This window comes from Vibrio sp. THAF190c (assembly GCF_009363355.1).
Classification (GTDB): Bacteria; Pseudomonadota; Gammaproteobacteria; order Enterobacterales; family Vibrionaceae; genus Vibrio; species Vibrio fortis_A.
On sequence record NZ_CP045338.1, the window covers coordinates 1,272,627 to 1,293,594 of the forward strand.

General features: G+C 44.9%; 17 protein-coding genes, 4 tRNA genes and 1 other annotated feature. Of the genes, 14 read left to right on the forward strand and 7 right to left on the reverse strand.

Translation table 11 applies throughout. From position 1 onward, the window contains the following. Nucleotides 1-5: 5 nt before the first annotated feature. Nucleotides 6-121 (reverse strand) — a sequence feature (Trp leader region). After that, nucleotides 68-193, reverse strand: coding sequence for a trp operon leader peptide (locus tag FIV04_RS05790; RefSeq protein ID WP_032549309.1), 126 nt, complete (start codon nt 191-193; stop codon nt 68-70). Its footprint overlaps the feature before it by 54 nt. A gap of 118 nt (nt 194-311) precedes the next feature. Between FIV04_RS05790 and FIV04_RS05795 the strand changes: the two genes are divergently transcribed. The 3 genes from FIV04_RS05795 to rluB all read left to right on the forward strand — a co-directional run bounded on the left by FIV04_RS05795 (nt 312) and on the right by rluB (nt 3,050). Then, nucleotides 312-1,229 carry a PHP domain-containing protein gene (locus FIV04_RS05795; RefSeq protein WP_253895375.1) on the forward strand — a complete coding sequence of 306 codons (918 nt, stop codon included), beginning with the start codon at nt 312-314 and terminating at the stop codon, nt 1,227-1,229. Next, nucleotides 1,229-1,849 (forward strand): L-threonylcarbamoyladenylate synthase, encoded by a 621-nt coding sequence (locus tag FIV04_RS05800; protein ID WP_032549308.1) that lies wholly within the window; start codon nt 1,229-1,231, stop codon nt 1,847-1,849. Before FIV04_RS05795 ends, FIV04_RS05800 begins: the two co-directional genes overlap by 1 nt. Before the next feature lie 160 nt (nt 1,850-2,009). Beyond that, nucleotides 2,010-3,050, forward strand: a complete 1,041-nt coding sequence (gene rluB / locus FIV04_RS05805) for a 23S rRNA pseudouridine(2605) synthase RluB (RefSeq protein ID WP_032549307.1) — start codon at nt 2,010-2,012, stop codon at nt 3,048-3,050. 215 nt (nt 3,051-3,265) lie between these two features. Here the strand turns inward: rluB and FIV04_RS05810 are convergent, their stop codons facing one another. The 3 genes from FIV04_RS05810 to yeiP form a co-directional block, all read right to left on the reverse strand. Further along, on the reverse strand, nt 3,266-3,748 hold the full coding sequence (locus FIV04_RS05810) for an RNA methyltransferase (RefSeq protein WP_032549306.1): 483 nt from the start codon (nt 3,746-3,748) through the stop codon (nt 3,266-3,268). 98 nt (nt 3,749-3,846) lie between these two features. After that, the gene (locus tag FIV04_RS05815) at nt 3,847-4,176 is read right to left on the reverse strand and encodes an HI1450 family dsDNA-mimic protein (protein ID WP_032549305.1); all 330 of its coding nucleotides are present in this window, start codon (nt 4,174-4,176) and stop codon (nt 3,847-3,849) included. Between the two features lie 9 nt (nt 4,177-4,185). Beyond that, complete coding sequence (yeiP, locus tag FIV04_RS05820; RefSeq protein WP_032549304.1) at nt 4,186-4,755, reverse strand: elongation factor P-like protein YeiP; 570 nt, start codon at nt 4,753-4,755, stop codon at nt 4,186-4,188. Nucleotides 4,756-4,892: 137 nt separating this feature from the next. Here yeiP and FIV04_RS05825 point away from each other — a divergent pair, with 137 nt between their 5' ends. Beyond that, nucleotides 4,893-5,660 (forward strand): nucleotidyltransferase domain-containing protein, encoded by a 768-nt coding sequence (locus FIV04_RS05825; RefSeq protein WP_152468522.1) that lies wholly within the window; start codon nt 4,893-4,895, stop codon nt 5,658-5,660. Between the two features lie 66 nt (nt 5,661-5,726). Here FIV04_RS05825 and FIV04_RS05830 read toward each other — a convergent pair whose 3' ends face one another. Then, nucleotides 5,727-8,090 (reverse strand): DNA polymerase II, encoded by a 2,364-nt coding sequence (locus tag FIV04_RS05830; protein ID WP_152468523.1) that lies wholly within the window; start codon nt 8,088-8,090, stop codon nt 5,727-5,729. A 439-nt stretch (nt 8,091-8,529) separates the two neighbouring features. Between FIV04_RS05830 and uvrY the strand changes: the two genes are divergently transcribed. From uvrY to nspC, 10 genes are all read left to right on the forward strand, one after another. Further along, the gene (gene uvrY / locus FIV04_RS05835; protein ID WP_032549301.1) at nt 8,530-9,174 is read left to right on the forward strand and encodes a UvrY/SirA/GacA family response regulator transcription factor; all 645 of its coding nucleotides are present in this window, start codon (nt 8,530-8,532) and stop codon (nt 9,172-9,174) included. 15 nt (nt 9,175-9,189) lie between these two features. After that, entirely contained in the window at nt 9,190-11,022 is a 1,833-nt protein-coding gene (gene uvrC, locus FIV04_RS05840) for an excinuclease ABC subunit UvrC (RefSeq protein ID WP_152468524.1), read from the forward strand. A 46-nt stretch (nt 11,023-11,068) separates the two neighbouring features. Continuing rightward, nucleotides 11,069-11,626: a CDP-diacylglycerol--glycerol-3-phosphate 3-phosphatidyltransferase gene (pgsA, locus tag FIV04_RS05845; protein ID WP_032549299.1), complete on the forward strand. Its 558-nt coding sequence runs from the start codon at nt 11,069-11,071 to the stop codon at nt 11,624-11,626. Nucleotides 11,627-11,895: 269 nt separating this feature from the next. Then, nucleotides 11,896-11,969 (forward strand) — tRNA-Cys (locus tag FIV04_RS05850). A 25-nt stretch (nt 11,970-11,994) separates the two neighbouring features. Beyond that, a tRNA-Gly gene (locus FIV04_RS05855) sits at nt 11,995-12,070 on the forward strand. Nucleotides 12,071-12,147: 77 nt separating this feature from the next. Beyond that, nucleotides 12,148-12,234: transfer RNA gene (locus tag FIV04_RS05860), tRNA-Leu, on the forward strand. A 30-nt stretch (nt 12,235-12,264) separates the two neighbouring features. Further along, nucleotides 12,265-12,340 (forward strand) — tRNA-Gly (locus FIV04_RS05865). 873 nt (nt 12,341-13,213) lie between these two features. After that, nucleotides 13,214-16,135 (forward strand): pyridoxal phosphate-dependent class III aminotransferase, encoded by a 2,922-nt coding sequence (locus tag FIV04_RS05875; RefSeq protein WP_253895378.1) that lies wholly within the window; start codon nt 13,214-13,216, stop codon nt 16,133-16,135. A gap of 8 nt (nt 16,136-16,143) precedes the next feature. Then, entirely contained in the window at nt 16,144-17,397 is a 1,254-nt protein-coding gene (locus FIV04_RS05880; protein WP_032549298.1) for a carboxynorspermidine synthase, read from the forward strand. 198 nt (nt 17,398-17,595) lie between these two features. Further along, complete coding sequence (gene nspC, locus FIV04_RS05885) at nt 17,596-18,735, forward strand: carboxynorspermidine decarboxylase (protein ID WP_152468525.1); 1,140 nt, start codon at nt 17,596-17,598, stop codon at nt 18,733-18,735. A 56-nt stretch (nt 18,736-18,791) separates the two neighbouring features. On the opposite strand, the gene FIV04_RS05890 is transcribed toward nspC, so the two are convergent. Next, nucleotides 18,792-19,304: a DUF1566 domain-containing protein gene (locus FIV04_RS05890; RefSeq protein ID WP_152468526.1), complete on the reverse strand. Its 513-nt coding sequence runs from the start codon at nt 19,302-19,304 to the stop codon at nt 18,792-18,794. After that, nucleotides 19,304-20,962 (reverse strand): DUF1566 domain-containing protein, encoded by a 1,659-nt coding sequence (locus FIV04_RS05895; RefSeq protein WP_152468527.1) that lies wholly within the window; start codon nt 20,960-20,962, stop codon nt 19,304-19,306. The genes FIV04_RS05890 and FIV04_RS05895 overlap by 1 nt, the downstream gene beginning before the upstream one ends. Nucleotides 20,963-20,968: the final 6 nt, after the last annotated feature.

A 20,968-nucleotide genomic window follows, 5' to 3' on the forward strand; every position in this document is an offset into this window, starting at 1 on the left:
GACAAATTAAAAAGCCCGCTATGAAAGCGGGCTTAGTGATAAACTTTTTATAAACAATCTGTTTAAGTTAGAAGTACACGTTAGCCCACCAAGAACCTGTCCAAGTGCGCCACCAATTAAGCTCTGAACTTGCTTCTACTGAAGAAAGTTCTAAAACTTTATCTTTATGGTGCTGGTTAAATTCTTGTAACATAGTGAGCCTGTAAATAAAGGTACTTCGTATTTGTGTACTAGTTAACTAGTTCGGGGTTCACAAGTCAAGCCCAACAAAGCAAATATCGTGTTAAATGCAAAAATAATGAACAGAAAATATGAGAATTGATCTACATAGCCATACCACAGCTTCAGATGGTCGACTTACACCACCTGAACTGATTGACCGTGCGTTGAGCTTCAATATTGAAGTTCTGGCTATTACCGATCATGACACAGTTGATGCCCTTGATGAGGCGCATCGTTATATCCTTGATAATAAGCTGCCAATTCAATTGATTAACGGTATCGAAATTTCAACCGTTTGGCAGAACAAAGACATCCATATCGTTGGTTTGAATGTCGACCCAGAATCACCAGAACTCAGTGCGTTAATTGAACAGCAGAAACAGCATCGTATCAGTAGGGCGGAGCTGATCGCCCAGCGACTAGAAAAAGCGACGCGCGAAGGTGTGTTAGAAGAAGTGAAAGCGATTGCCGGTGATGCGCCTATTACCCGAGCTCACTTTGCTAAGTGGCTGGTTGACAATGGCTACGCGAAGACTATGCAGCAAGTGTTTAAGAAGTTCTTAACGCGCAATAATCCGGGTTATGTGCCACCAACATGGTGCAGCATGAGTGATGCGGTGACGGCAATTCATGCGGCTGGTGGGCAAGCGGTACTTGCTCATCCGGGGCGCTATGGTTTTACCGCTAAGTGGGTGAAACGTCTATTGACTGCATTTGTTGAAGCAAATGGTGACGCGATGGAAGTGGCTCAACCGCAGCAGGCGCAACAAGAAAGACGCACTCTTGCGGATTATGCTATACAATACAAACTATTAGCCTCTCAAGGCAGTGATTTTCATTACCCATCTCCTTGGATGGAGTTAGGGCGCAATCTTTGGCTGCCTTCTGGAGTCGAAGAAGTATGGAAAGATTGGGAGTTTCAAACGTTTTCGTCATCTGAAACATTACCAGACGAACAAGCTCCTTCTGAAGATAGAGTCGAGAGACTCGATAATGAGGAAAAATAATGAGCCAGTTTTTTTATGTACACCCAGATAACCCACAAGCTCGTTTGATTAATCAAGCGGTTGCAATTGTCCGTAATGGCGGTGTTGTGGTTTATCCAACAGACTCGGGTTATGCTCTTGGCTGTCAGCTTGAAAACAAACAAGCATTAGATCGTATCTGTCAGATACGTAAAATCGATGATAAGCACAACTTCACGCTGCTTTGTCGCGATCTTTCTGAGCTTTCTCTTTATGCACGTGTTGATAACACGGCATTTCGTCTATTAAAAGCTCACACGCCGGGCCCTTACACGTTCATCTTTAAGGGAACGAAAGAGGTGCCACGTCGTCTAATGAACTCGAAGAGAAAGACTATTGGTATTCGTGTTCCTGACAACAAGATTGCACTCGATCTATTGGAAGCACTGGGCGAACCTTTGATGTCAACGTCTTTGATTTTACCGGGTAACGAGACAACGGAATCTGATCCTGAAGAGATCCGTGATCGTCTAGAACATGCTGTTGACGTGATTCTTAATGGTGGTTACTTAGGTGAGCAACCAACCACGGTAGTTGACTTTAGCGATGATGACCCAGTAGTCGTTCGTGTTGGTTCAGGCGATCCAGAACCGTTCGAGTAACCCTGAAACTCGTTCACATCATGTTACTGTGCATTCGACGGTAATGTGTAAATAACGAGTGATTTTTCAAAGGTTCTTTGCGATAATGCGCGACCGCGATTTTGGTCGCGTATATTTCATTCGACGTCTGTGAAGACGACAATTAGGTAGAAAAGAGTAAATGAGCGAAAAATTACAGAAGGTTTTAGCGCGAGCTGGTCATGGCTCTCGTCGTGAGCTGGAAGCTTTAATCAGAGCAGGTCGTGTAAGTGTTAACGGCCAAGTCGCGAAATTGGGTGAGCGTCTAGAAGACGAAAACTCAGTGATTCGTATTGATGGTCACACTGTATCAGGTAAAGCGTCTGAAGAAGTGGTTTGTCGCGTACTTGCTTACTACAAGCCAGAAGGTGAGCTTTGTACTCGCCACGACCCAGAAGGTCGTCGTACTGTGTTTGATCGTCTACCTAAAATCCGCGGTTCACGTTGGATCTCGGTAGGTCGTCTTGATGCGAACACATCAGGTCTTCTACTTTTCACAACTGATGGTGAGCTAGCAAACCGTCTAATGCACCCAAGCCGTCAGGTTGAGCGTGAGTACCTAGTACGTGTGTTCGGTGAAGTGACTGAACAAAAGGTTAAGAACCTAGTACGCGGTGTTGAGCTAGAAGATGGTATGGCGCGTTTCGAAGACGTCGTTTACGCTGGTGGCGAAGGTATGAACCATACTTTCTACGTAGCGATTAACGAAGGTCGTAACCGTGAGGTTCGTCGTCTTTGGGAATCACAAGAAACGACAGTAAGCCGTCTAAAGCGTGTGCGTTACGGTGATATCTACCTAGACAAGAAACTGCCTCGTGGCGGTTGGAAAGAGCTCGATCTTCAAGAAGTAAACTACCTACGTCAACTGGTAGAGCTTAAGCCTGAGAAAGAGACGCTACTAGACCTTGACCCTTCGAATACATCACGTAAACGTGAGCGTTCTCGTAGCCAGAAGATTCGTCGTGCTGTTAAGCGTCACGAAGAGCGTGCAAATGCACCAAAAGGCCGTAGCAACCAACCTAAGCGCAAGAAGCCAGCAACTCGCGGCACCACAACGCCAGATGCAGGTCGCAGCGCACCGAGCAGCAAGGGTAAGCCAAGCAACTCTCGTTCAGGAAATGGTTCTCGTGGCAACAACACGAACCGTCCGAACAAGCCAGCTAAGCCAAGAACTCGCCAATAATTAACGACTTCTTTTGAATACTAAAAAACCTGCTAACTTAGCAGGTTTTTTTACGTCCAAAAGAAGGGGAAGATGCGAGTAATCGAGTAGCGAAAAGCGCTGCAGTGATCAACTGTCTTGTGTTTTACGCTTTTCTTGCTTTGATTTCGTGAAGCTATAAATCTCTTCGTATCTCGTATCTCGTATCTCGTATCTCGTATCTCGTATCTCATTTTTTATTTGTGATTCGAGAAGTTATCGCCTTTTGCCATGCGATCATAAAGAATCACGTTTACCGCTGCGGCTAAGTTCATGCAACCATTGGTTGGAACGTAAATCGTCTCGCGACAGAAATCGGTGATCTCTTTCTTCAATGTGCCGTCTTCAGGGCCGAAAATGTAGAACGCGCGAGGAGGGTGCTTGTATTCAGGCAGAGGCTTAGCGCCTTCAATCAAATCAACAGCAACAGGTACGCATCCTACTGGGATAATGTCTTTTAGGTCTTCAACACCAATCAACGGAAGCTCTAAGTGCTTCTCTTTGGTATCGGTATGGAATTGACGTGCGTGGTCGTAGCGCGTGCCAGTATAAAATACAGAATTTGCGCCGTAACAGCCCGCTGCACGCATAACCGAGCCTACGTTTTCTGGCGTTTTTGGGTTTACCAAGCCAATACAGGCATAGCCTTTTGACTGAGTATCAGTTTTTGCTTTGGTCATAATTGGTAATGGTGAAATCGGTGACAAAAATTAGCCGAGCACGGAGCTCGGCTAAGATATTGGTGTGCTCATTGAATAGAGCAGCACAAGCTTAAGTTCTAGTCACGCTTCCACAGCATGTGGCAGAACTTATGGTCTGGGTCGCGGCTGATCAGCATACGCGCGAAAACGTCATCTAAAACGTCGTCTTCTTCGTTTACTAGACCAATGCGAATTTCAGCGTAGATCTCTTTGTCGACTTCAAAGCCAACATGACCGACCCAATCGTCACCCGTTTCAACAAGTTCAGCAGCGCCGCGATCTTCGAACTGTGCAGTGAATAGAATCACGTCAGCAGGCTCTAGATTATCCGGTGCCATCTCTAGGAAGATGTCGTATGCAGTGTCGATTGCATCATCATAAGACATTAAGTCATTAGCTTCGGTCATATCAGTATCTTAGCTTGCGCGGTTCATGTATTTACGTTCAGCAGTGTTGATCACAACTTTATCACCCGTTGCAATGTACTCTGGAACTTGAACGGTTAGGCCTGTTGCGAAACGAGCTGGCTTAGTACGAGCAGATGCAGAAGCGCCTTTGATTGACGGGTCTGTCTCTTCGATAACAAGCTCAACAGAAGTTGGAAGCTCAAGTGTTGCAGCGTTACCATCGATTAGGATTGCGTACATACCTTGAGTTTCTTCGTTGATGAATAGAAGCTCGTCTTCGATCATCTCGCCGTTAAAGATGTACTGCGTGTAGTCTTCGTTGTCCATGAAGATGTACTCGTTGCCATCAACGTAAGAGAACATTACAGCGCGCTTAGTCACATCGATAGTTTCAACGATTTCGTCAGCCTTATGGCGAACTTCAGCTTTTACGCCTGTTGCTACGTCGTTACCACGGAAACGGTAGATCTTTTGACCACCACGACCGCCTGGTGTTGTGATTTCGATATCTTTAACTAGAAGCGTTTTGCCATCTACGTCGATCGCAAAACCTTTTTTAATTTCACTTGCTCTAGGCATTTTGTGTTTATCCTTATTGGTTCTATCCGATGATTATATCTCGGAGAACCTATAAATAGGAATAGCTTGAATCATAAAGTCTCCTAAGCGATCATAGAGAAATAGTTAAATCATTCAATTTATTGACGAACTCACTTATGCAGCTACCTGTTATTGACCCGAAAGTGCCTTTCCAGCCTGAGTTTCAACCTGTGGTAAACGACCTGATTACATTTTTAAAAAGTGGCTTAGGTTCGAATCTGCACAGCGTTTACATTTATGGCAGTGTGGCGAGGAAAACGGCAAAACCTGGGCAATCTAATCTTGATGTTGTTGTAGTCACGCACCGTTCGTTTGCCGATCAAAGAACCACGCTACTCAATACGATTAAGTGGCGCTTCCAAAAGAGCTTTCCTCAGGTAACACAAGTCTCTATTAAAACAGCGCTAGTCAGTGAAATTGTCGACTTCGAGAATATCTTCACTTGGGGTTTCATGCTTAAGCACTTAGCGGTATGCGTGCATGGCGAGGATCTTTCAGATTGCTATGGCGACTTCGAGACCAGTTGGGAGATTGCTAAACATTGGAATATGGACGTTGAAAACTGGTTAGCGGTTTATCGTAACAAGATTGCACGAGCCGCGACGCCGGAAGAGCAGATTGCCGCGCAAGTTATCATTACGAAAAAGCTACTTAGAGCCAGTTATTCGCTGATCATGTACCGAGATAAATATTGGTATGACGATCCACGCGAATGTGGCCAACAGTTTCTAAAATATCATCCGGATCGAGAGGTTGAGATTCAACGCTTAGGGATACTTCTTGCAGGCAAACCGGTACCGAAGCGCTCTGTAATAGGCATTCTCGATGGCTTTGGTGAGTGGTTAGTAAAACAGTACGAGAAGACCGAGTTTAGGATTGGTTAGAAGCCAGTGAATGAAAGAGAGCAGAAGCACGGCACTTCTGCTTTTTGTTATTCGAGATACTTGAATCTAGAACAACCCTAGTTGTTGGCCGCTGACTTGTTCGAAGTCGAGTCCGATAAATGGCAATATCGCTTCCGCGACAGGTTTAAGCTGCTTATCGATGTAATGTTGATAGTCGATACCACTCTTCAAGTATTCTTTGGGTTCAGGGCCGTTTAACGTAATCAAATACTCGATGCGCCCTTTGTTTTGGTATTGCAGAGGGCGGCCTAGCTTTTCGTTCATCTCATCCGCCATGCGTGCAGCACGAACTTGGGGCGGAATGTTCTTCTGATATTCGTGCAGTTTGCGTCTTAGCCGTTTTTGATAAACCAGCAAGTCGTCGTGTTTGCCAGCCGCTGTCTCATCGACAAAATTACGAACGTAGTCGGTTGGGTCTTGGTCATGGAAAACCATCTCATACAAAGTCTGCTGAAAGCGTTGGGCGAGTGGCGTCCAGTCAGTACGTGCACTTTCTAGCCCTTTGAAGACAATCTTCTCATCGCCTTCTTCGCCAATTAGACCTGCATAGCGTTTCTTTGAGCCTGTCTCTGAACCACGAATGGTGGGCATCAAGAATTTTCGATAGTGAGTCTCGTACTCTAGTTCGAGTATAGAAGTTAGGTTGTATTTGTCTTTTAGATGCTGTGTCCACCAATCGTTGATATACACGACCAGTGATTGACCGATTTCATCCGCATCTTCTTGACTGTAGCTACCATTCAGAGACACGAATGTGGAGTCAGTGTCACCATAGATAACCTGATAACCTTTCTCTTCGATAAGTACCTTAGTTTGTTTCATGATCTCATGCCCGCGCATGGTAATAGACGACGCCAAACGAGTATCGAAGAAGCGGCAACCGGATGAGCCCAAAACCCCATAGAATGAGTTCATGATGATCTTGATCGCTTGCGAGAAGGCCTTTTCATTGTTCTTCTTTGCAACATCACGTGCAGCCCACAAGGTTTCAATCATCTCGGGTAGAAAGTGCTTGCTGCGGTGGAACTGTCCACCCCGAAAGCCCTCTACGGCTTGGTCGTCATCGCGGCCAATCTCTTGCTTTAATCCTTCAATCAAACCCATTGGATCAATCAGGAAAGATCGAATGATGGATGGGTATAGGCTCTTAAAGTCGAGTACTAATACTGAGTCATAGAGATTGGGAATGGAGTCCATGACATAGCCGCCTGGGCTAGCAATCCAGTTCTCAGGCTGTAAGTTTGGAGCAATGTAGCCAGCTCGATGAATCTGAGGCAAATAGAGGTTAGTAAAGGCCGCCACAGAGCCACCAACCTTATCCAGCTCAACACCGGTTAAGCGAGATCGTTCAATAGCAAACTCAATAAGATGTGTATGTTCAAAGATGCGATTAACCAACATGCAGTCTTGAAGGTTGTACTTGGCAAGTGAGGGTTTATCGAACCTAAACATTCGATTAATTTCATCCATGCGGTCATGAACATTGTGGATGTCTTTACCTTCACCAAGTAGCTCTTGAGAAACCGATTCTAGAGACCAAGACCTGAAGTGGTAGGTTGCGGTTTTGAGCATATCGATACCGTCTAAAACCACACGTCCAGGGATAGTGATAAACCCTTGCTGACTTTGAGCAGAACTGCGGAAGAAGCTAGGTTGACTATCGCGACCAATATTGAGCTTTATTTTGTTCCATTCAGCACGCTTGTGAAGCAGTCGGAAATCAAAATCAATCACGTTCCAACCGATAATGACGTCTGGGTCGTAACGTTTAAACCAATCAATCATGGCTTCTAATAGTGCCGCCTCGTCTTTAACCCACTGAATAGGCGTATTGGCTTCCTGCTCTGGGCCTACCATGATGACGCGACTATCCATTGGGCTATCAAGGCCGATAGAGTAGAGGATACCTTTCTCTGAGCACTCGATATCTAATGAGACGACGGATAGGGTAGGTAAGTAATCACCTGCTCGACATTTAGTGTTAGTGATACGCTGGTGCTGAGTTCGAGAAGTGACGTTCCCAGTAAATTCAATGCTGCCCTTAATGAATCTTTCCATAAGGAAGCGATCGGCGAGACGAATATCGGCTTCAAAAGTAGTGATAGACTCCTTATTGAAGGCTTGGTTTAAGGTGTTGCTTTCGCGGACCAGTCGCGTGTAGCAACCTGCTAGCGGCGTGTGCGAGAAGTTGGTGAGTTCCAAGGCTTTTATCTCACACTCGATCCCCGCTTCCTTGGCGAGTTTAGTGCAAGCGTCGATATTCGATTGCTCAATGAAGAAGATTGGGCGCTCGCCTTTAACGGTAAGCAAAGTTGGCCCATTCGGGGTGCTGACCCAAACATCAATTTGAGTCTGACCTGAAAAGTCTCTTGCTTGTCTTGTCAGCACAAAGCCTTGCTGAATATCCAATATCGTCGCCTGTAATATTTACTGCCGTTAAAACAAGATGCGATTCTAGCACTTAGTGTCGAGCCTGATACAAAAGTCGTTCAAAATAGCCAGTTTTTTTTGCTTTTAGCGACTCGATAACGGGACTTATCGAGCAAAAAGGTGAATTTGTAACAATTGTTCAAATCGCGGTATTGAAAATATATTTATCTTGTGTAAATTAAATGGTCGGCATCTTAACTGATTGTTTTTTAATAAAGCTTAGTCGAATAACTGTGGTTCTTGTAAATAAGTACTTGCTAAAGTTCGTGTTTCAGCACATATTCAACAGAGCTTTTTTTAACGATTTACGTTAAGATGTACAGCAATGCTGCGATCCACTGTTCCTTTATTCAATTGTTTCAATTAGATGAATCAATACGGTGGTTGCAGAGCCAATTAATAGTGTGGAGATACAAGTTTGATAAATGTTTTCCTTGTAGATGATCACGAGCTGGTTCGCACAGGGATACGACGTATTATTGAAGACGTCCGTGGAATGAACGTAGCAGGGGAAGCTGAAAGCGGTGAAGAAGCTGCAAAGTGGTGTCGTACTAACAATACAGACGTCATTTTGATGGATATGAATATGCCTGGCATTGGTGGCTTAGAAGCAACCAAGAAGATTTTGCGCTTCAACCCAGACATTAAAATCATCGTTTTAACTGTTCATACGGAAAATCCGTTTCCAACTAAAGTGATGCAAGCTGGAGCTGCTGGTTACCTTACTAAAGGGGCAGGTCCGGACGAAATGGTCAATGCGATTCGCGTGGTAAACAGCGGTCAGCGTTACATTTCACCAGAAATCGCGCAGCAGATGGCACTCAGCCAATTCTCGCCTGCCTCTGAAAATCCATTCGCTGATCTTTCTGAGCGTGAACTTCAAATTATGATGATGATCACCAAAGGTCAGAAAGTAACGGACATTTCAGAACAACTTAATCTAAGCCCTAAGACAGTGAATAGCTACCGCTACCGACTGTTTAGTAAACTAGACATCAGCGGTGATGTAGAGCTTACTCACTTAGCGATTAGACACGGAATGCTAGACACCGAGACCCTCTAGCACTGAGGTTATATAGTGACATCCTCATTTGACTCAGTCTCATTCCTAAAGACCGTAACAGAGCAGCCTGGCGTTTATCGTATGTATAACGCCGAGGCTGTTGTTATTTACGTCGGCAAAGCAAAAAACCTTAAGAAACGCCTCACTAGCTACTTTCGTAAAAAAGTAGATAGCGAGAAAACGCGTGCCTTGGTTAGCAATATTGCCAAGATAGACGTAACGGTTACACATACCGAGACAGAAGCCCTAATCCTCGAGCACAACTACATTAAGCAGTACTTACCTAAGTACAACGTTTTGCTGCGCGATGATAAATCTTACCCTTACATCTTCATCAGTGGTCACAAACACCCAAGGCTGTCGATGCACCGTGGTGCAAAGAAGAAAAAAGGTGAGTATTTCGGACCTTATCCTGATTCTGGGGCAGTGCGTGAAACCTTGCACTTGCTGCAAAAGATATTCCCAGCTCGACAATGTGAAGATACCGTTTATGCGAATCGTACTCGTCCTTGTCTGATGTATCAGATTGGTCGATGTGCCGCGCCGTGTGTCAGTTCAATCATCTCCGATGAAGAGTATGCAGAACTGATTGGCTATGTTCGTTTGTTCTTGCAAGGGAAAGACAATCAAGTGTTGGAAACTCTGGTCCAAAAAATGGAACAGGCTAGCCAACAACTCAAGTTTGAACAGGCAGCGACATTCCGTGACCAAATTCAGGCGATTCGTCGAGTACAAGAGCAACAATACGTATCTGACGACTCAATGGAAGATATGGACGTACTCGGCTTTGCACAAGAAAACGGTGTCGCTTGTATTCATATCTTGATGATTCGTCAGGGTAAGGTGTTGGGTAGCCGTAGTCATTTTCCAAAGATCCCAAACAATACGGTTAGGGAAGAGGTGTTTTCGAGCTTCTTGAGTCAGTACTATCTGGCACATAATGAAGCGAGAACCACCCCAACTCGTCTGATCCTCAATGCAGACTTGATTGAGGATGTGACTCCGATTCAAGAAGCTTTGTGTGAAGTGGCGGGTCGAAAGATCCACTTCAATACCAATCCTTCCGGAACCCGAGGTCGTTATCTCAAGTTGTCGAACACCAATGCGTTAACGGCAATAACAACCAAGATTAATCATAAAATGACGATTAATCAGCGCTTTAAAGAGCTTCAAGATGTCTTGTCTATGGATGCCATCAAGCGTATGGAGTGTTTTGATATCAGTCATACTATGGGTGAGAGCACTATCGCTTCTTGTGTCGTATTCAACCAAGAGGGTCCAGTGAAGCAGGAATACCGTCGTTACAATATCACGGGTATCACCGGCGGCGATGATTATGCAGCAATGGGGCAAGCGTTAGAGCGCCGTTACTCCAAGCAACTGGATGTGGATAAGATTCCAGACATTATCTTTATCGATGGTGGTAAAGGGCAGTTGAACCGTGCTCATGAGATTATTTCCCAGTATTGGGGGGATTGGCCTGTTCGACCAAGAATGATGGGTATTGCGAAAGGGGTAACTCGTAAGCCGGGTCTTGAAACCCTAATCACTCTGGAAGGTGAAGAGTTTAACCTGCCAACTGACGCGCCAGCTTTGCACTTAATTCAACATATCCGTGATGAGAGCCATAACCATGCAATCGCTGGCCACAGAGCGAAACGTGGTAAAACACGTCGCACGAGTGCGCTTGAAGGAATTGAAGGGGTAGGGCCAAAACGTCGCCAAGCTCTGTTGAAATATATGGGTGGACTGCAAGAGCTTAAGCGTGCAAGTGTTGAAGAAATAGCCAAAGTGCCGGGCATTAGTCATTCTTTGGCAGAAAACATTTATCAAGCATTGAAACAATAGTAAAAATCCCGCACCATAAACGCGCAATGGATAAGAGCCTAATAATATGCGTTTGAATATACCCAACATTTTGTCCCTACTGAGACTTTTCTTAATCCCAGTATTCGTTATCGTTTTCTACCTACCTTATCAATGGGCTCCTTTTGCAGCTGCGATGGTTTTTTGGGTGGCCGGATTTACTGACTGGCTCGATGGCATGCTAGCGCGCAAGCTAGGCCAAACTTCTCGTTTTGGTGCCTTTATCGACCCGGTGGCTGATAAAGTTCTCGTAGCAACGGCTCTGATTCTGATAACTGAACACTACCACTCAATTTGGGTGACCATTCCAGCAGTAACCATGATTGCACGTGAAATTATTATTTCAGCACTTCGAGAGTGGATGGCAGAAATTGGTAAGCGCGCAAGCGTTGCGGTTTCTTGGGTAGGCAAAGTTAAAACTGTTTCTCAGATGTTTGCCTTGTGGGTCCTGATTTGGCGCTATGACGATTGGATGATCTGGGTTGGTTACGCCGCGCTTTATATCGCAACTATCCTGACATATTGGTCAATGGCTCAATACTTAATGGCAGCCAAAGATGATTTGTTGGATGAACAACATCATTAATTGAGAAAAGCGAGCTTAGGCTCGCTTTTTTGATCTTTGAATTTCAGCATCGACGTAATCATATGACGTGACAGTGTGATGGTGATCAACTTTAATCGCCTATTCCTTCGACCTTTTTGTACATTAAGTTAGCTATTTAGCCCTTTTCGTATAAATACTATTCAAACGAATTAAAAATACAAAAATAGTGTTGACTCAATCGTGTGATTCCGTAGAATGCATCCCGTACCCAAGAGGATGGCAATGAGCGATTCGATTGGAGTTACTAAGGCGCCTTGGCAGAGTGGCTATGCAGCGGATTGCAAATCCGTGGACCTCGGTTCGACTCCGGGAGGCGCCTCCATTCAAACCTTGAGTTTGAATACTATGCGACACTAGCTCAGCTGGTAGAGCGCAACCTTGCCAAGGTTGAGGTCACGAGTTCGAACCTCGTGTGTCGCTCCAAATTTTGTAATGTTGATTGGCATCAACATTAAGATGGTGTTTACGAATCGTAACGGCATCGCAATAAAGAATTGCGTGCCCTGGTGGTGGAATTGGTAGACACAAGGGATTTAAAATCCCTCGGCGTTCGCGCTGTGCCGGTTCAAGTCCGGCCCGGGGCACCATCTATAAAGTCTAAACTTAGTTTAGCAAATGCGACACTAGCTCAGCTGGTAGAGCGCAACCTTGCCAAGGTTGAGGTCACGAGTTCGAACCTCGTGTGTCGCTCCAAATTGAAAAAGGCTCACCGGAAACGGTGAGCTTTTTTGCATCTGTGAGATCGTAAAGCTATTTTGAGCCATTAGGTCACGAGTTGACCTCGTGTCCTAGCCGGCCGCGTCGCTCCAAATTAAGAAAGGCTCATCGGAAACGATGAGCTTTTTTGCATCTTGAATATTGTAAAGCTATTTGAGCCATTAGGTCACGAGTTGACCCCGTGTCCTAGCCGGCCGCGTCGCTTCAAATTAAGAACGGCTCATCGGAAACGATGAGCCTTTTTTGTATTCCGATGTTTGAAAAATTCACGCGCTGTTTGAGATTCCCTATGAACTCGTTCCTCGCTCTAGGGAATGACGGTTGACTGGGAGTTATCTTCGTCATCCTCGGTCGTGAGGAACGAACGAGCCGGGGAGCTATTCCGTTTCGCGACGAGTTTACCCATCCCTCGTATTTATAGTCCTAATATTAAAAACTATTGATAGTGTGTTAAAAACTATGTTACCTTCCCGCCCAATCTCGGAATGGACAACGATTGCTTCTGGGGGATACGCGCAGTGACCATTCAGGCTGATTGTGACACTGCGTAGGGTAGGTATCAGTTAGTTCTTTAACTGATAGACGGGATACTTATGGCGCTTGATGCCATGTTAATGGGAAACCCAACATTGAACTCACTTAACACAACACTGCGAATCAGCTTTTCACATCCAATTGGGCCGGTACTTCACCTTTGCCCGATCCTTCAAAACAGTAGCATTACTGAACCTTGATTTTACGCTAAGTAAATTTTGCTGTCGTTAGACGGCGCTTTGTCGTGTTTGTCATTTGACTTACGCGGGCGTACAGCTATACCTCACTTCTAGCAATGTGCTGTTAGGAGGGAGTATGAATACATTCAAGGGATTTTTTATGACTACCGCCTTTGAAGTCGATACAAATACTATCGCACACTCGTTTTCAACTTCAGTTCCAGTTGTTGAAGGCACTTATGATCTTACCCCAGACGCTATTTTGCTTGAACAAGAGCAAAACGAATCGGCAGTCCGTTCTTACCCAAGACGTCTACCGATTGCAATAAAACGAGCATATGGCGCTCTGGTTGAAGATACCCGTGGACAAATTTTCCTAGACTGCCTTGCCGGTGCAGGGACGTTAGCACTGGGTTACAACCACCCAGAGATTAACCAAGCATTAAAAGCTCAGTTGGATTCAGGTCTACCGTATCAAACCTTAGATATCACAACTCAAGCGAAAGAAACTTTTATCAATCGTGTTAAAGGGTTCTTACCACAAGACTTTGCTGAAAATTCAGTGATTCAATTCTGTGGCCCATCTGGTGCTGATGCGGTTGAAGCTGCTATCAAGTTGGCCAAACAGACTACTGGTCGTAACACGATGTTTGCTTTCCGTGGCGCGTACCACGGGATGACCAACGGTACTATGGGCATGATGGGTAACTTAGGCACGAAAGCGCGCCGTAGCGGCTTGATGTCTGATGTTCACTTTATGCCATTCCCATACAACCTTCGTTGCCCATTCGGTCTTGGCGGTGAGCAAGGTGCTCAGGCAAGTCTTCGATACATCGAACGTCTACTTGCGGATGACGAAGCGGGTATCATGAAACCTGCCGCGATGATCGTTGAGCCAGTACAAGGTGAAGGTGGTGTAATTCCAGCACCTGCTTCTTGGTTGCGTGGTTTAAGACGCATCTGTGATGAGCACGGCATCCTACTAATTTTTGATGAAATCCAGTGTGGTGTAGGCAAAACAGGTCATCGCTTTGCATTTGAAGAGTCGGGAATTAATCCAGATATTCTGTGTCTATCGAAAGCGATAGGTGGCGGCCTACCAATGTCACTGCTGGTTTTCGATAAGAGTATTGATACTTGGAAAGCGGGTGAACATACCGGCACTTTCCGCGGCAACCAACTGGCAATGGTGTCGGGTGCGAAAGCATTAGAGATTATTGAGCGAGACAACCTTGTTGAACATGCGAATATCGCAGGTCAATATCTTCGCCACGGTTTAGAAAAGCTACAACAACGTGTTGATTGTATTGCTGAAGTTCGTGGAAAAGGCTTGATGTTAGGTGTTGAGATTCAAAACCCTAACGGCGAGAAGAACAGTTTTGGTGAGCCAGTTGCTGACGGCGAGCTGACTCTTAAAATCCAGCGAGCAGCACTTGAGCGCGGCTTGATGGTTGAAAAAGGTGGACGTGAAGGCTCTGTTATTCGCTTCCTTCCTCCAATGATCATCAGCTTCGAACAGATTGATTTTGCCCTTCGCGTGATGGAAGAGGCGATTCTTGCAGCAGGTGGTAGCCATGTTGAATCTGGTAGTGCAAACGGTGAATGGAAAAAGCACTTCATCCATACAGGTGTAGGTGGCAGCGACGAGTTTGAAAAGGTTCTTAATCAAACCACTCAAGCAATGAAGTCAGTGTTCGAACAAGTGGATGCACCATATTCGGGTCTCGAGCCTAAGCTACTAGAAGCTGCAATTAACGCAGTCGATCTTGATAACGTTCAAGGTTCACTGGTTGATGTGGTAGAAGATACGGCTGACTTGGTTGCAAAGAACTCTATCTTTGTTCAACACCCTGACTGTATTGCACACCTACATACACCGCCATTGATGGCATCTGTCGCTGCTGAGTCTATGATTGCGGCACTTAATCAGTCAATGGACTCCTGGGATCAGGCATCTGCGGCAACCTATGTTGAGCAGAAAGTGATTGATTGGATGTGTGGCAAGTACGAACTGGGCGAAAATAGCGATGGCATTTTCACAAGCGGCGGTACCCAAAGTAATTTAATGGGGCTGCTACTTGCACGCGACTGGATCGCGAACAAAATCGATAACCACTCGATTCAAAAACTCGGCCTCCCAGAGTACGCACAAAAATTACGTATCCTTTGCTCTAAAAAATCTCACTTTACAGTCCAAAAATCGGCTTCTTTGTTAGGTTTGGGCGAAAGTTCGGTGCGCTGTGTTGATACTAACAGTAACGGTATCATTAAAACCGAATTGTTAGAGAAAGCGATTAAAGAGCTAAAAGACGACGGCCTGATTCCATTCGCAGTCGTAGGCACGGCAGGTACAACCGATCACGGTGCTATTGATGACTTAGAGTCGATTGCGCAGATCGCTCAGCAACAAGAGCTGTGGTTCCATGTCGACAGTGCTTACGGTGGCGCCTTGATCCTCAGCAGCCACAAATCTCGCCTCAAAGGCATTGAGAAAGCGGATTCTGTCAGTGTGGATTTCCATAAGCTGTTCTATCAAACGATCAGCTGTGGCGCGCTGTTGCTGAAAGATAAGCAAAACTTCCAGTTCTTACTGCATCATGCTGACTATTTAAACCGTGAGCACGATGAACTGCCTAACTTGGTTGATAAGTCGATTGCAACGACCAAGCGTTTTGATGCGCTCAAAGTCTTTATGACGATGCAGAGCGTGGGGCAGGAACAATTGGGTGAGATGTATGATCACCTGTTGGCACAAACACTTCAGGTTTCCGATCTAATTCAAAACCACGAAGGTTTTGAGCTATTAGCCGAACCAGCATTATCGACAGTGCTGTTTAGAGCGGTTAATAGCAACGTCACGGATTTAGACACGTTTAACCAAACATTAAGATTAGAGGCTCTGACTCGTGGAGTCGCGGTGCTGGGTGAAACTATGGTTGATGGTAAGAGCGCGTTGAAGTTCACCATCCTAAATCCATGCTTAGACATGGCAGACTTCGAGTCTCTAATTACAAAAATTCATAATCTAGCGGCTGAGCTAGCAGAACAACAAGGGTAATAAATATTATGGCAATTCTACAAATTGGTGCAGGTGGCGTAGGTTGGGTTGTTGCACATAAAGCGGCACAAAACAACGACGTTCTGGGTGACATTACAATCGCATCTCGTACTATCGCGAAATGTGAAAAGATCATCGAATCGATCAAAGGTAAAAACAACCTTAAAGATTCAACTAAGAAACTAGAAGCACGCGCTGTAAACGCAGATGACGTTGATGCGCTTGTTGCTCTAATCAAAGAAGTTCAGCCTGATCTAGTGATCAACGCAGGTCCTCCATGGGTAAACATGGCGATCATGGAAGCGTGTTACCAAGCAAAAGTATCTTACCTAGATACGTCAGTAGCGGTTGACCTATGTTCTGAAGGTCAGCAAGTTCCTCAAGCTTACGATTGGCAATGGGGTTACCGTGAGAAGTTCGCAGAAGCTGGCATTACAGGTATTCTTGGTGCAGGTTTCGATCCAGGTGTGGTTTCAGTATTTGCTGCTTACGCGGTTAAGCACCTGTTCGATGAGATCGATACTATCGATGTCATGGACGTTAATGCTGGCGATCACGGTAAGAAGTTCGCAACTAACTTCGATCCAGAGACAAACATGCTTGAGATCCAAGGTGATTCTTTCTACTGGGAAAACGAAGAGTGGAAACAGGTTCCATGTCACTCACGTATGCTAGAGTTTGATTTCCCGAACTGTGGATCTCACAAAGTGTACTCAATGGCGCACGATGAAGTTCGTTCAATGAAAGAGTTCATCCCTGCAAAACGCATTGAGTTCTGGATGGGCTTTGGCGACAAGTACCTAAACTACTTCAACTGCATGCGTGATATCGGCCTACTGAGCCCAGATCCGTTAACACTGCACGATGGTACAGTGGTTCAGCCTCTGCACGTTCTTAAAGCATTGCTACCAGATCCTACATCACTTGCACCGGGCTACACAGGTCTAACTTGTATCGGTACATGGGTACAAGGTAAGAAAGACGGCAAAGAGCGCAGCGTGTTCATCTACAACAACGCAGACCACGAAGTGGCATACGAAGATGTAGAGCACCAAGCGATCTCTTACACAACTGGTGTACCAGCAATCACAGCTGCACTTCAGTTCTTCCGTGGTGAGTGGGCAGACAAAGGTGTGTTCAACATGGAACAGCTGAACCCAGACCCGTTCCTAGAAACTATGCCGGGTATCGGTCTAGATTGGCACGTTCAAGAGCTTGAAGCTGGCCAAGGTCTTCCTGTAATTCACGAGCTGAAAAAATAAGAACCGTTTCTTGTTTTGATTGCTAATTAAAGGGGACATGGATTGTTCCCTTTCCGATGATGATCTCCTTAAAGCTTTGGTATCATTTATTTTGATTTTGTAACTCACTACGTTCGAACAGGACAAAATCAAAATAAATCACACCAAATGTTTAATTTACCTTTCCATCTTTAGATGCTGCTTGAGCGCGTATAGAAAATGACATTTAAGAAAGAAGAACTTAAAACCCCATACTTTATGATCAACGAAGATAAGTTGATTGAGAATCTAGAGAAAGCAAAACAGCTTAAAGAGTTGTCTGGCGTTAAGCTTGTGTTGGCCTTGAAATGCTTCTCTACGTGGGGCGTATTTGACATCATTAAGCCTTATCTAGACGGCACGACAAGCTCTGGCCCGTTCGAAGTAAAACTTGGCCACGAGACTTTTGGTGGCGAAACTCATGCATACAGTGTGGGCTACAGCGAAGATGATGTACGTGAAGTAGCGGACATCTGTGACAAGATGATCTTCAACTCGCAGTCTCAGTTAGCGGCTTACCGCCATATCATCGAGGGGAAAGCGTCAATTGGTCTGCGTCTAAACCCTGGCGTTAGCTATGCAGGTCAAGATTTAGCAAACCCAGCGCGTCAATTTTCTCGTCTAGGCGTGCAAGCAGACCACATCAAACCAGAAATCTTCAATGACATCGATGGTGTAATGTTCCACATGAACTGCGAGAACAAAGATGTGGATGCGTTTATTGGCTTGCTAGATTCAATTTCGGATCAGTTCGGTGAATACCTTGATAAGCTGGATTGGGTGAGCATGGGTGGCGGTGTCTTCTTTACGTGGCCAGGTTATGACATTGAAAAGCTAGGTGCTGCACTAAAAGCATTTTCTGAGAAGCACGGCGTTCAAATGTACCTTGAACCCGGTGAGGCGATCATCACCAAGACTACAGATCTTGTAGTGACAGTGGTCGATATCGTAGAGAACGTTAAGAAAACAGCAATCGTTGATTCTGCGACAGAGGCACACCGCTTAGATACGCTTATCTACGACGAGCCAGCGTCTATTTTGGAAGCGTCAGAGGGTGGCAAGCATGACTACGTAATTGGCTCATGTTCTTGTCTTGCGGGCGATCAGTTCTGTGAAGCAAGCTTTGATGAGCCATTAGAGATCGGTCAGCGCCTTCATATCTTAGACAGTGCGGGCTATACCATGGTGAAGCTAAACTGGTTTAACGGTTTACGTATGCCTTCTGTCTACTGTGAGCGCTCAAGTGGCGAAGTACAGAAGCTAAACGAATTCGATTATTCAGACTTTAAGCGTTCATTATCGCAGTGGTCTGTAAAATAGATTGAAATAAAAAGAGCAACCGATGGGTTGCTCTTTTTGTATGGGATTAGAGAGTCTTAGTTAAACTCTTTTACTAGTCGTAACAGCATAATTCCGCTTGAATTTGCTGTAACCTCTTGCCCTTCAGTAAAATCAATGATTAAGCCGGAGTAGCCACTATTCAAGTCTTTTGCATCCGGTGTATTGGTCCAATACGGTGCATTTATAGTGCTTGGAAAAAACGCTAAATCGATGGCTGGTTTAGCACATTGATAATTGACAATGGAGCCAAGCTCTTTGATGTTAGGTAGTCTGAAACCATCGACCCCAACGTTTACATCTGTTAGCGCTGCCCCCCATTCCGTGATGCTTTTCGGAGAGCCGTTGCAAGTATTACTGTCTGCATTATATGTTTCGCCAACATTACATTTTTGCCAAAGTAAGTTGGTTGAAATATCCAATATTGTCCCATCTTTACGATCAATAAATTGACCAGCTTCTTGTGATAGTGGTTGGTTTTCTACGCAATCTTGAGCAAAACTAGAACTCGAAGCAATTAGCGAAAGGACAAACATGTATTTCAGTTTCATTATTCTACGCCTCCACTTACAGCGATGATCCCTTGATATGTACCCTTGTTACACAATTTGATTTGCCCAGTTGGAACGTCCATACACCAAGCACTACCCGTACCGGCTACATAACTTGAGTGTGTATAAATAGTGGTAGCTGAGTTGCCTACATCGTCACCTTTCATATATGGGAAGTAGTTCTTGGTAGTAGGATCTTCAGCTTCTACACTGTAGTTAACAATAGATCGAGCTTCTGCGGGAGACGGTAATCTCCACGTATTAATTCCGCATATAGAAAAGCTGTTGAGGTTAGCTATGTAGCCTTCTGTGTCACAGCGTCGATTACCGCTTGATTCTGTCGAGTATGCGCACATCGATGATATAGGCCCATCTGCTAATAACTCATCATTTTTATGACCTGGTGCATTAGCGTTTGATGTTGAGTTGGAGTCATACCAAGTGTATCTATATTCCGAGCTTCTCCAGGTTCCTGACTCGCTAGTCCACGGATAAGCGTTATTATCTGGGTCATCAGCATAGGCTTCTAGCCAAGTATCAATATCAGCCTGAGAAGGCAAAGTGATCGGGTTCTGTTTGGCTTCAATGTAAATTCCCGTGCGTTCATCTCGAACACACGCCCACTCTAATGCATCGTTTGGAAGCATATTGCCACTGTAGTCAAGCTTAGTGAACTTAAACCCGTGTTCACCATCGGAGTGGACATTTTCACTTGCCGTATCTAGTCCGTAATCAGCGTCTTGGTTTTTGTAATTAGTAGGTGCCGAGGGGAGAGTATGATCTACGCCATTTGAATAGGTAGCAAATCCAGTATCATTAATCTGCTTATCACCTGGGATATAGAAGGACAGAGTGTTGTTGGAACTATCAATTGTAGTGTTTCCACTACTCGCCATTGTATAGGTAACAGATTCTCCACCTTCACTTAAGCCATCTTGTAAAGCTGTAACTTGCACTAGGTGACTTAACTCTTCAGCAGATATTGTGATAGTTAGAGAGCTTAGGTTACTTGTAAAATCATCTGCAGAAGCAATACCTGTTTGTTTAAGAGTAACCGTTACATCTTCGTACGAATAATTGCTAAGGTCTATATAGCTTTGGGCGCTATCTCCCTCCAAAACGGTTTTACTAGCATCTCTGAAACTAATGGTTGGTTCTGTATCACTGTCTGAAATTGTAACCGAAGCTTGAGCATTACTAATTTGATAGCTATCGCTTGAATCAGCCGAAATCGTATAGGTTAAAATCTTACTACTTTCGTACAGGTTATTATGGATTATATCTAATGGCAAAGATGCTTGTGTTATGCCTGCAGTGATAACAACAGTTTGCGCCGATAGTGGCTCGTAATTTTTGAATGTGCCCGTTGAACGAGTAGTCAGATCGCTTGTGTTAATTGATAGGGTCAAGTCGTTGGTTAGGGCACTTGAGAGAGTAACAGTAATATACTCAGTAGCAGAGCCTGAACTTGGCTCTGAAAAAGTTACTGAGCTAGGGATACTTATTTCCACGACTTGAGGTTCAGTCGGATCAGTAGGGTCGGTTGGTGTTGTGGAATCACCACTATCTTCATGGCCACTTTGACAGCCTGTGAAAAATGAAGTTAGAAGGATTACTGAGACGGCATTAAGAGGCCAACTCGGCTTGTTTCTATCCATGTATGA

Excerpts from the sequence above, each read along its gene's own strand:
- FIV04_RS05875 (WP_253895378.1), top strand. The coding sequence starts at position 13,214 with ATGAATACATTCAAGGGATTTTTTATGACTACCGCCTTTGAAGTCGAT.
- FIV04_RS05880 (WP_032549298.1), top strand. The coding sequence starts at position 16,144 with ATGGCAATTCTACAAATTGGTGCAGGTGGCGTAGGTTGGGTTGTTGCA.
- FIV04_RS05890 (WP_152468526.1), bottom strand. The coding sequence starts at position 19,304 with ATGAAACTGAAATACATGTTTGTCCTTTCGCTAATTGCTTCGAGTTCT.
- pgsA (WP_032549299.1), top strand. The coding sequence starts at position 11,069 with ATGCGTTTGAATATACCCAACATTTTGTCCCTACTGAGACTTTTCTTA.
- FIV04_RS05810 (WP_032549306.1), bottom strand. The coding sequence starts at position 3,748 with ATGACCAAAGCAAAAACTGATACTCAGTCAAAAGGCTATGCCTGTATT.
- FIV04_RS05795 (WP_253895375.1), top strand. The coding sequence starts at position 312 with ATGAGAATTGATCTACATAGCCATACCACAGCTTCAGATGGTCGACTT.
- FIV04_RS05825 (WP_152468522.1), top strand. The coding sequence starts at position 4,893 with ATGCAGCTACCTGTTATTGACCCGAAAGTGCCTTTCCAGCCTGAGTTT.
- rluB (WP_032549307.1), top strand. The coding sequence starts at position 2,010 with ATGAGCGAAAAATTACAGAAGGTTTTAGCGCGAGCTGGTCATGGCTCT.
- FIV04_RS05800 (WP_032549308.1), top strand. The coding sequence starts at position 1,229 with ATGAGCCAGTTTTTTTATGTACACCCAGATAACCCACAAGCTCGTTTG.
- FIV04_RS05790 (WP_032549309.1), bottom strand. The coding sequence starts at position 193 with ATGTTACAAGAATTTAACCAGCACCATAAAGATAAAGTTTTAGAACTT.
- FIV04_RS05815 (WP_032549305.1), bottom strand. The coding sequence starts at position 4,176 with ATGACCGAAGCTAATGACTTAATGTCTTATGATGATGCAATCGACACT.
- nspC (WP_152468525.1), top strand. The coding sequence starts at position 17,596 with ATGACATTTAAGAAAGAAGAACTTAAAACCCCATACTTTATGATCAAC.
- yeiP (WP_032549304.1), bottom strand. The coding sequence starts at position 4,755 with ATGCCTAGAGCAAGTGAAATTAAAAAAGGTTTTGCGATCGACGTAGAT.
- FIV04_RS05895 (WP_152468527.1), bottom strand. The coding sequence starts at position 20,962 with ATGGATAGAAACAAGCCGAGTTGGCCTCTTAATGCCGTCTCAGTAATC.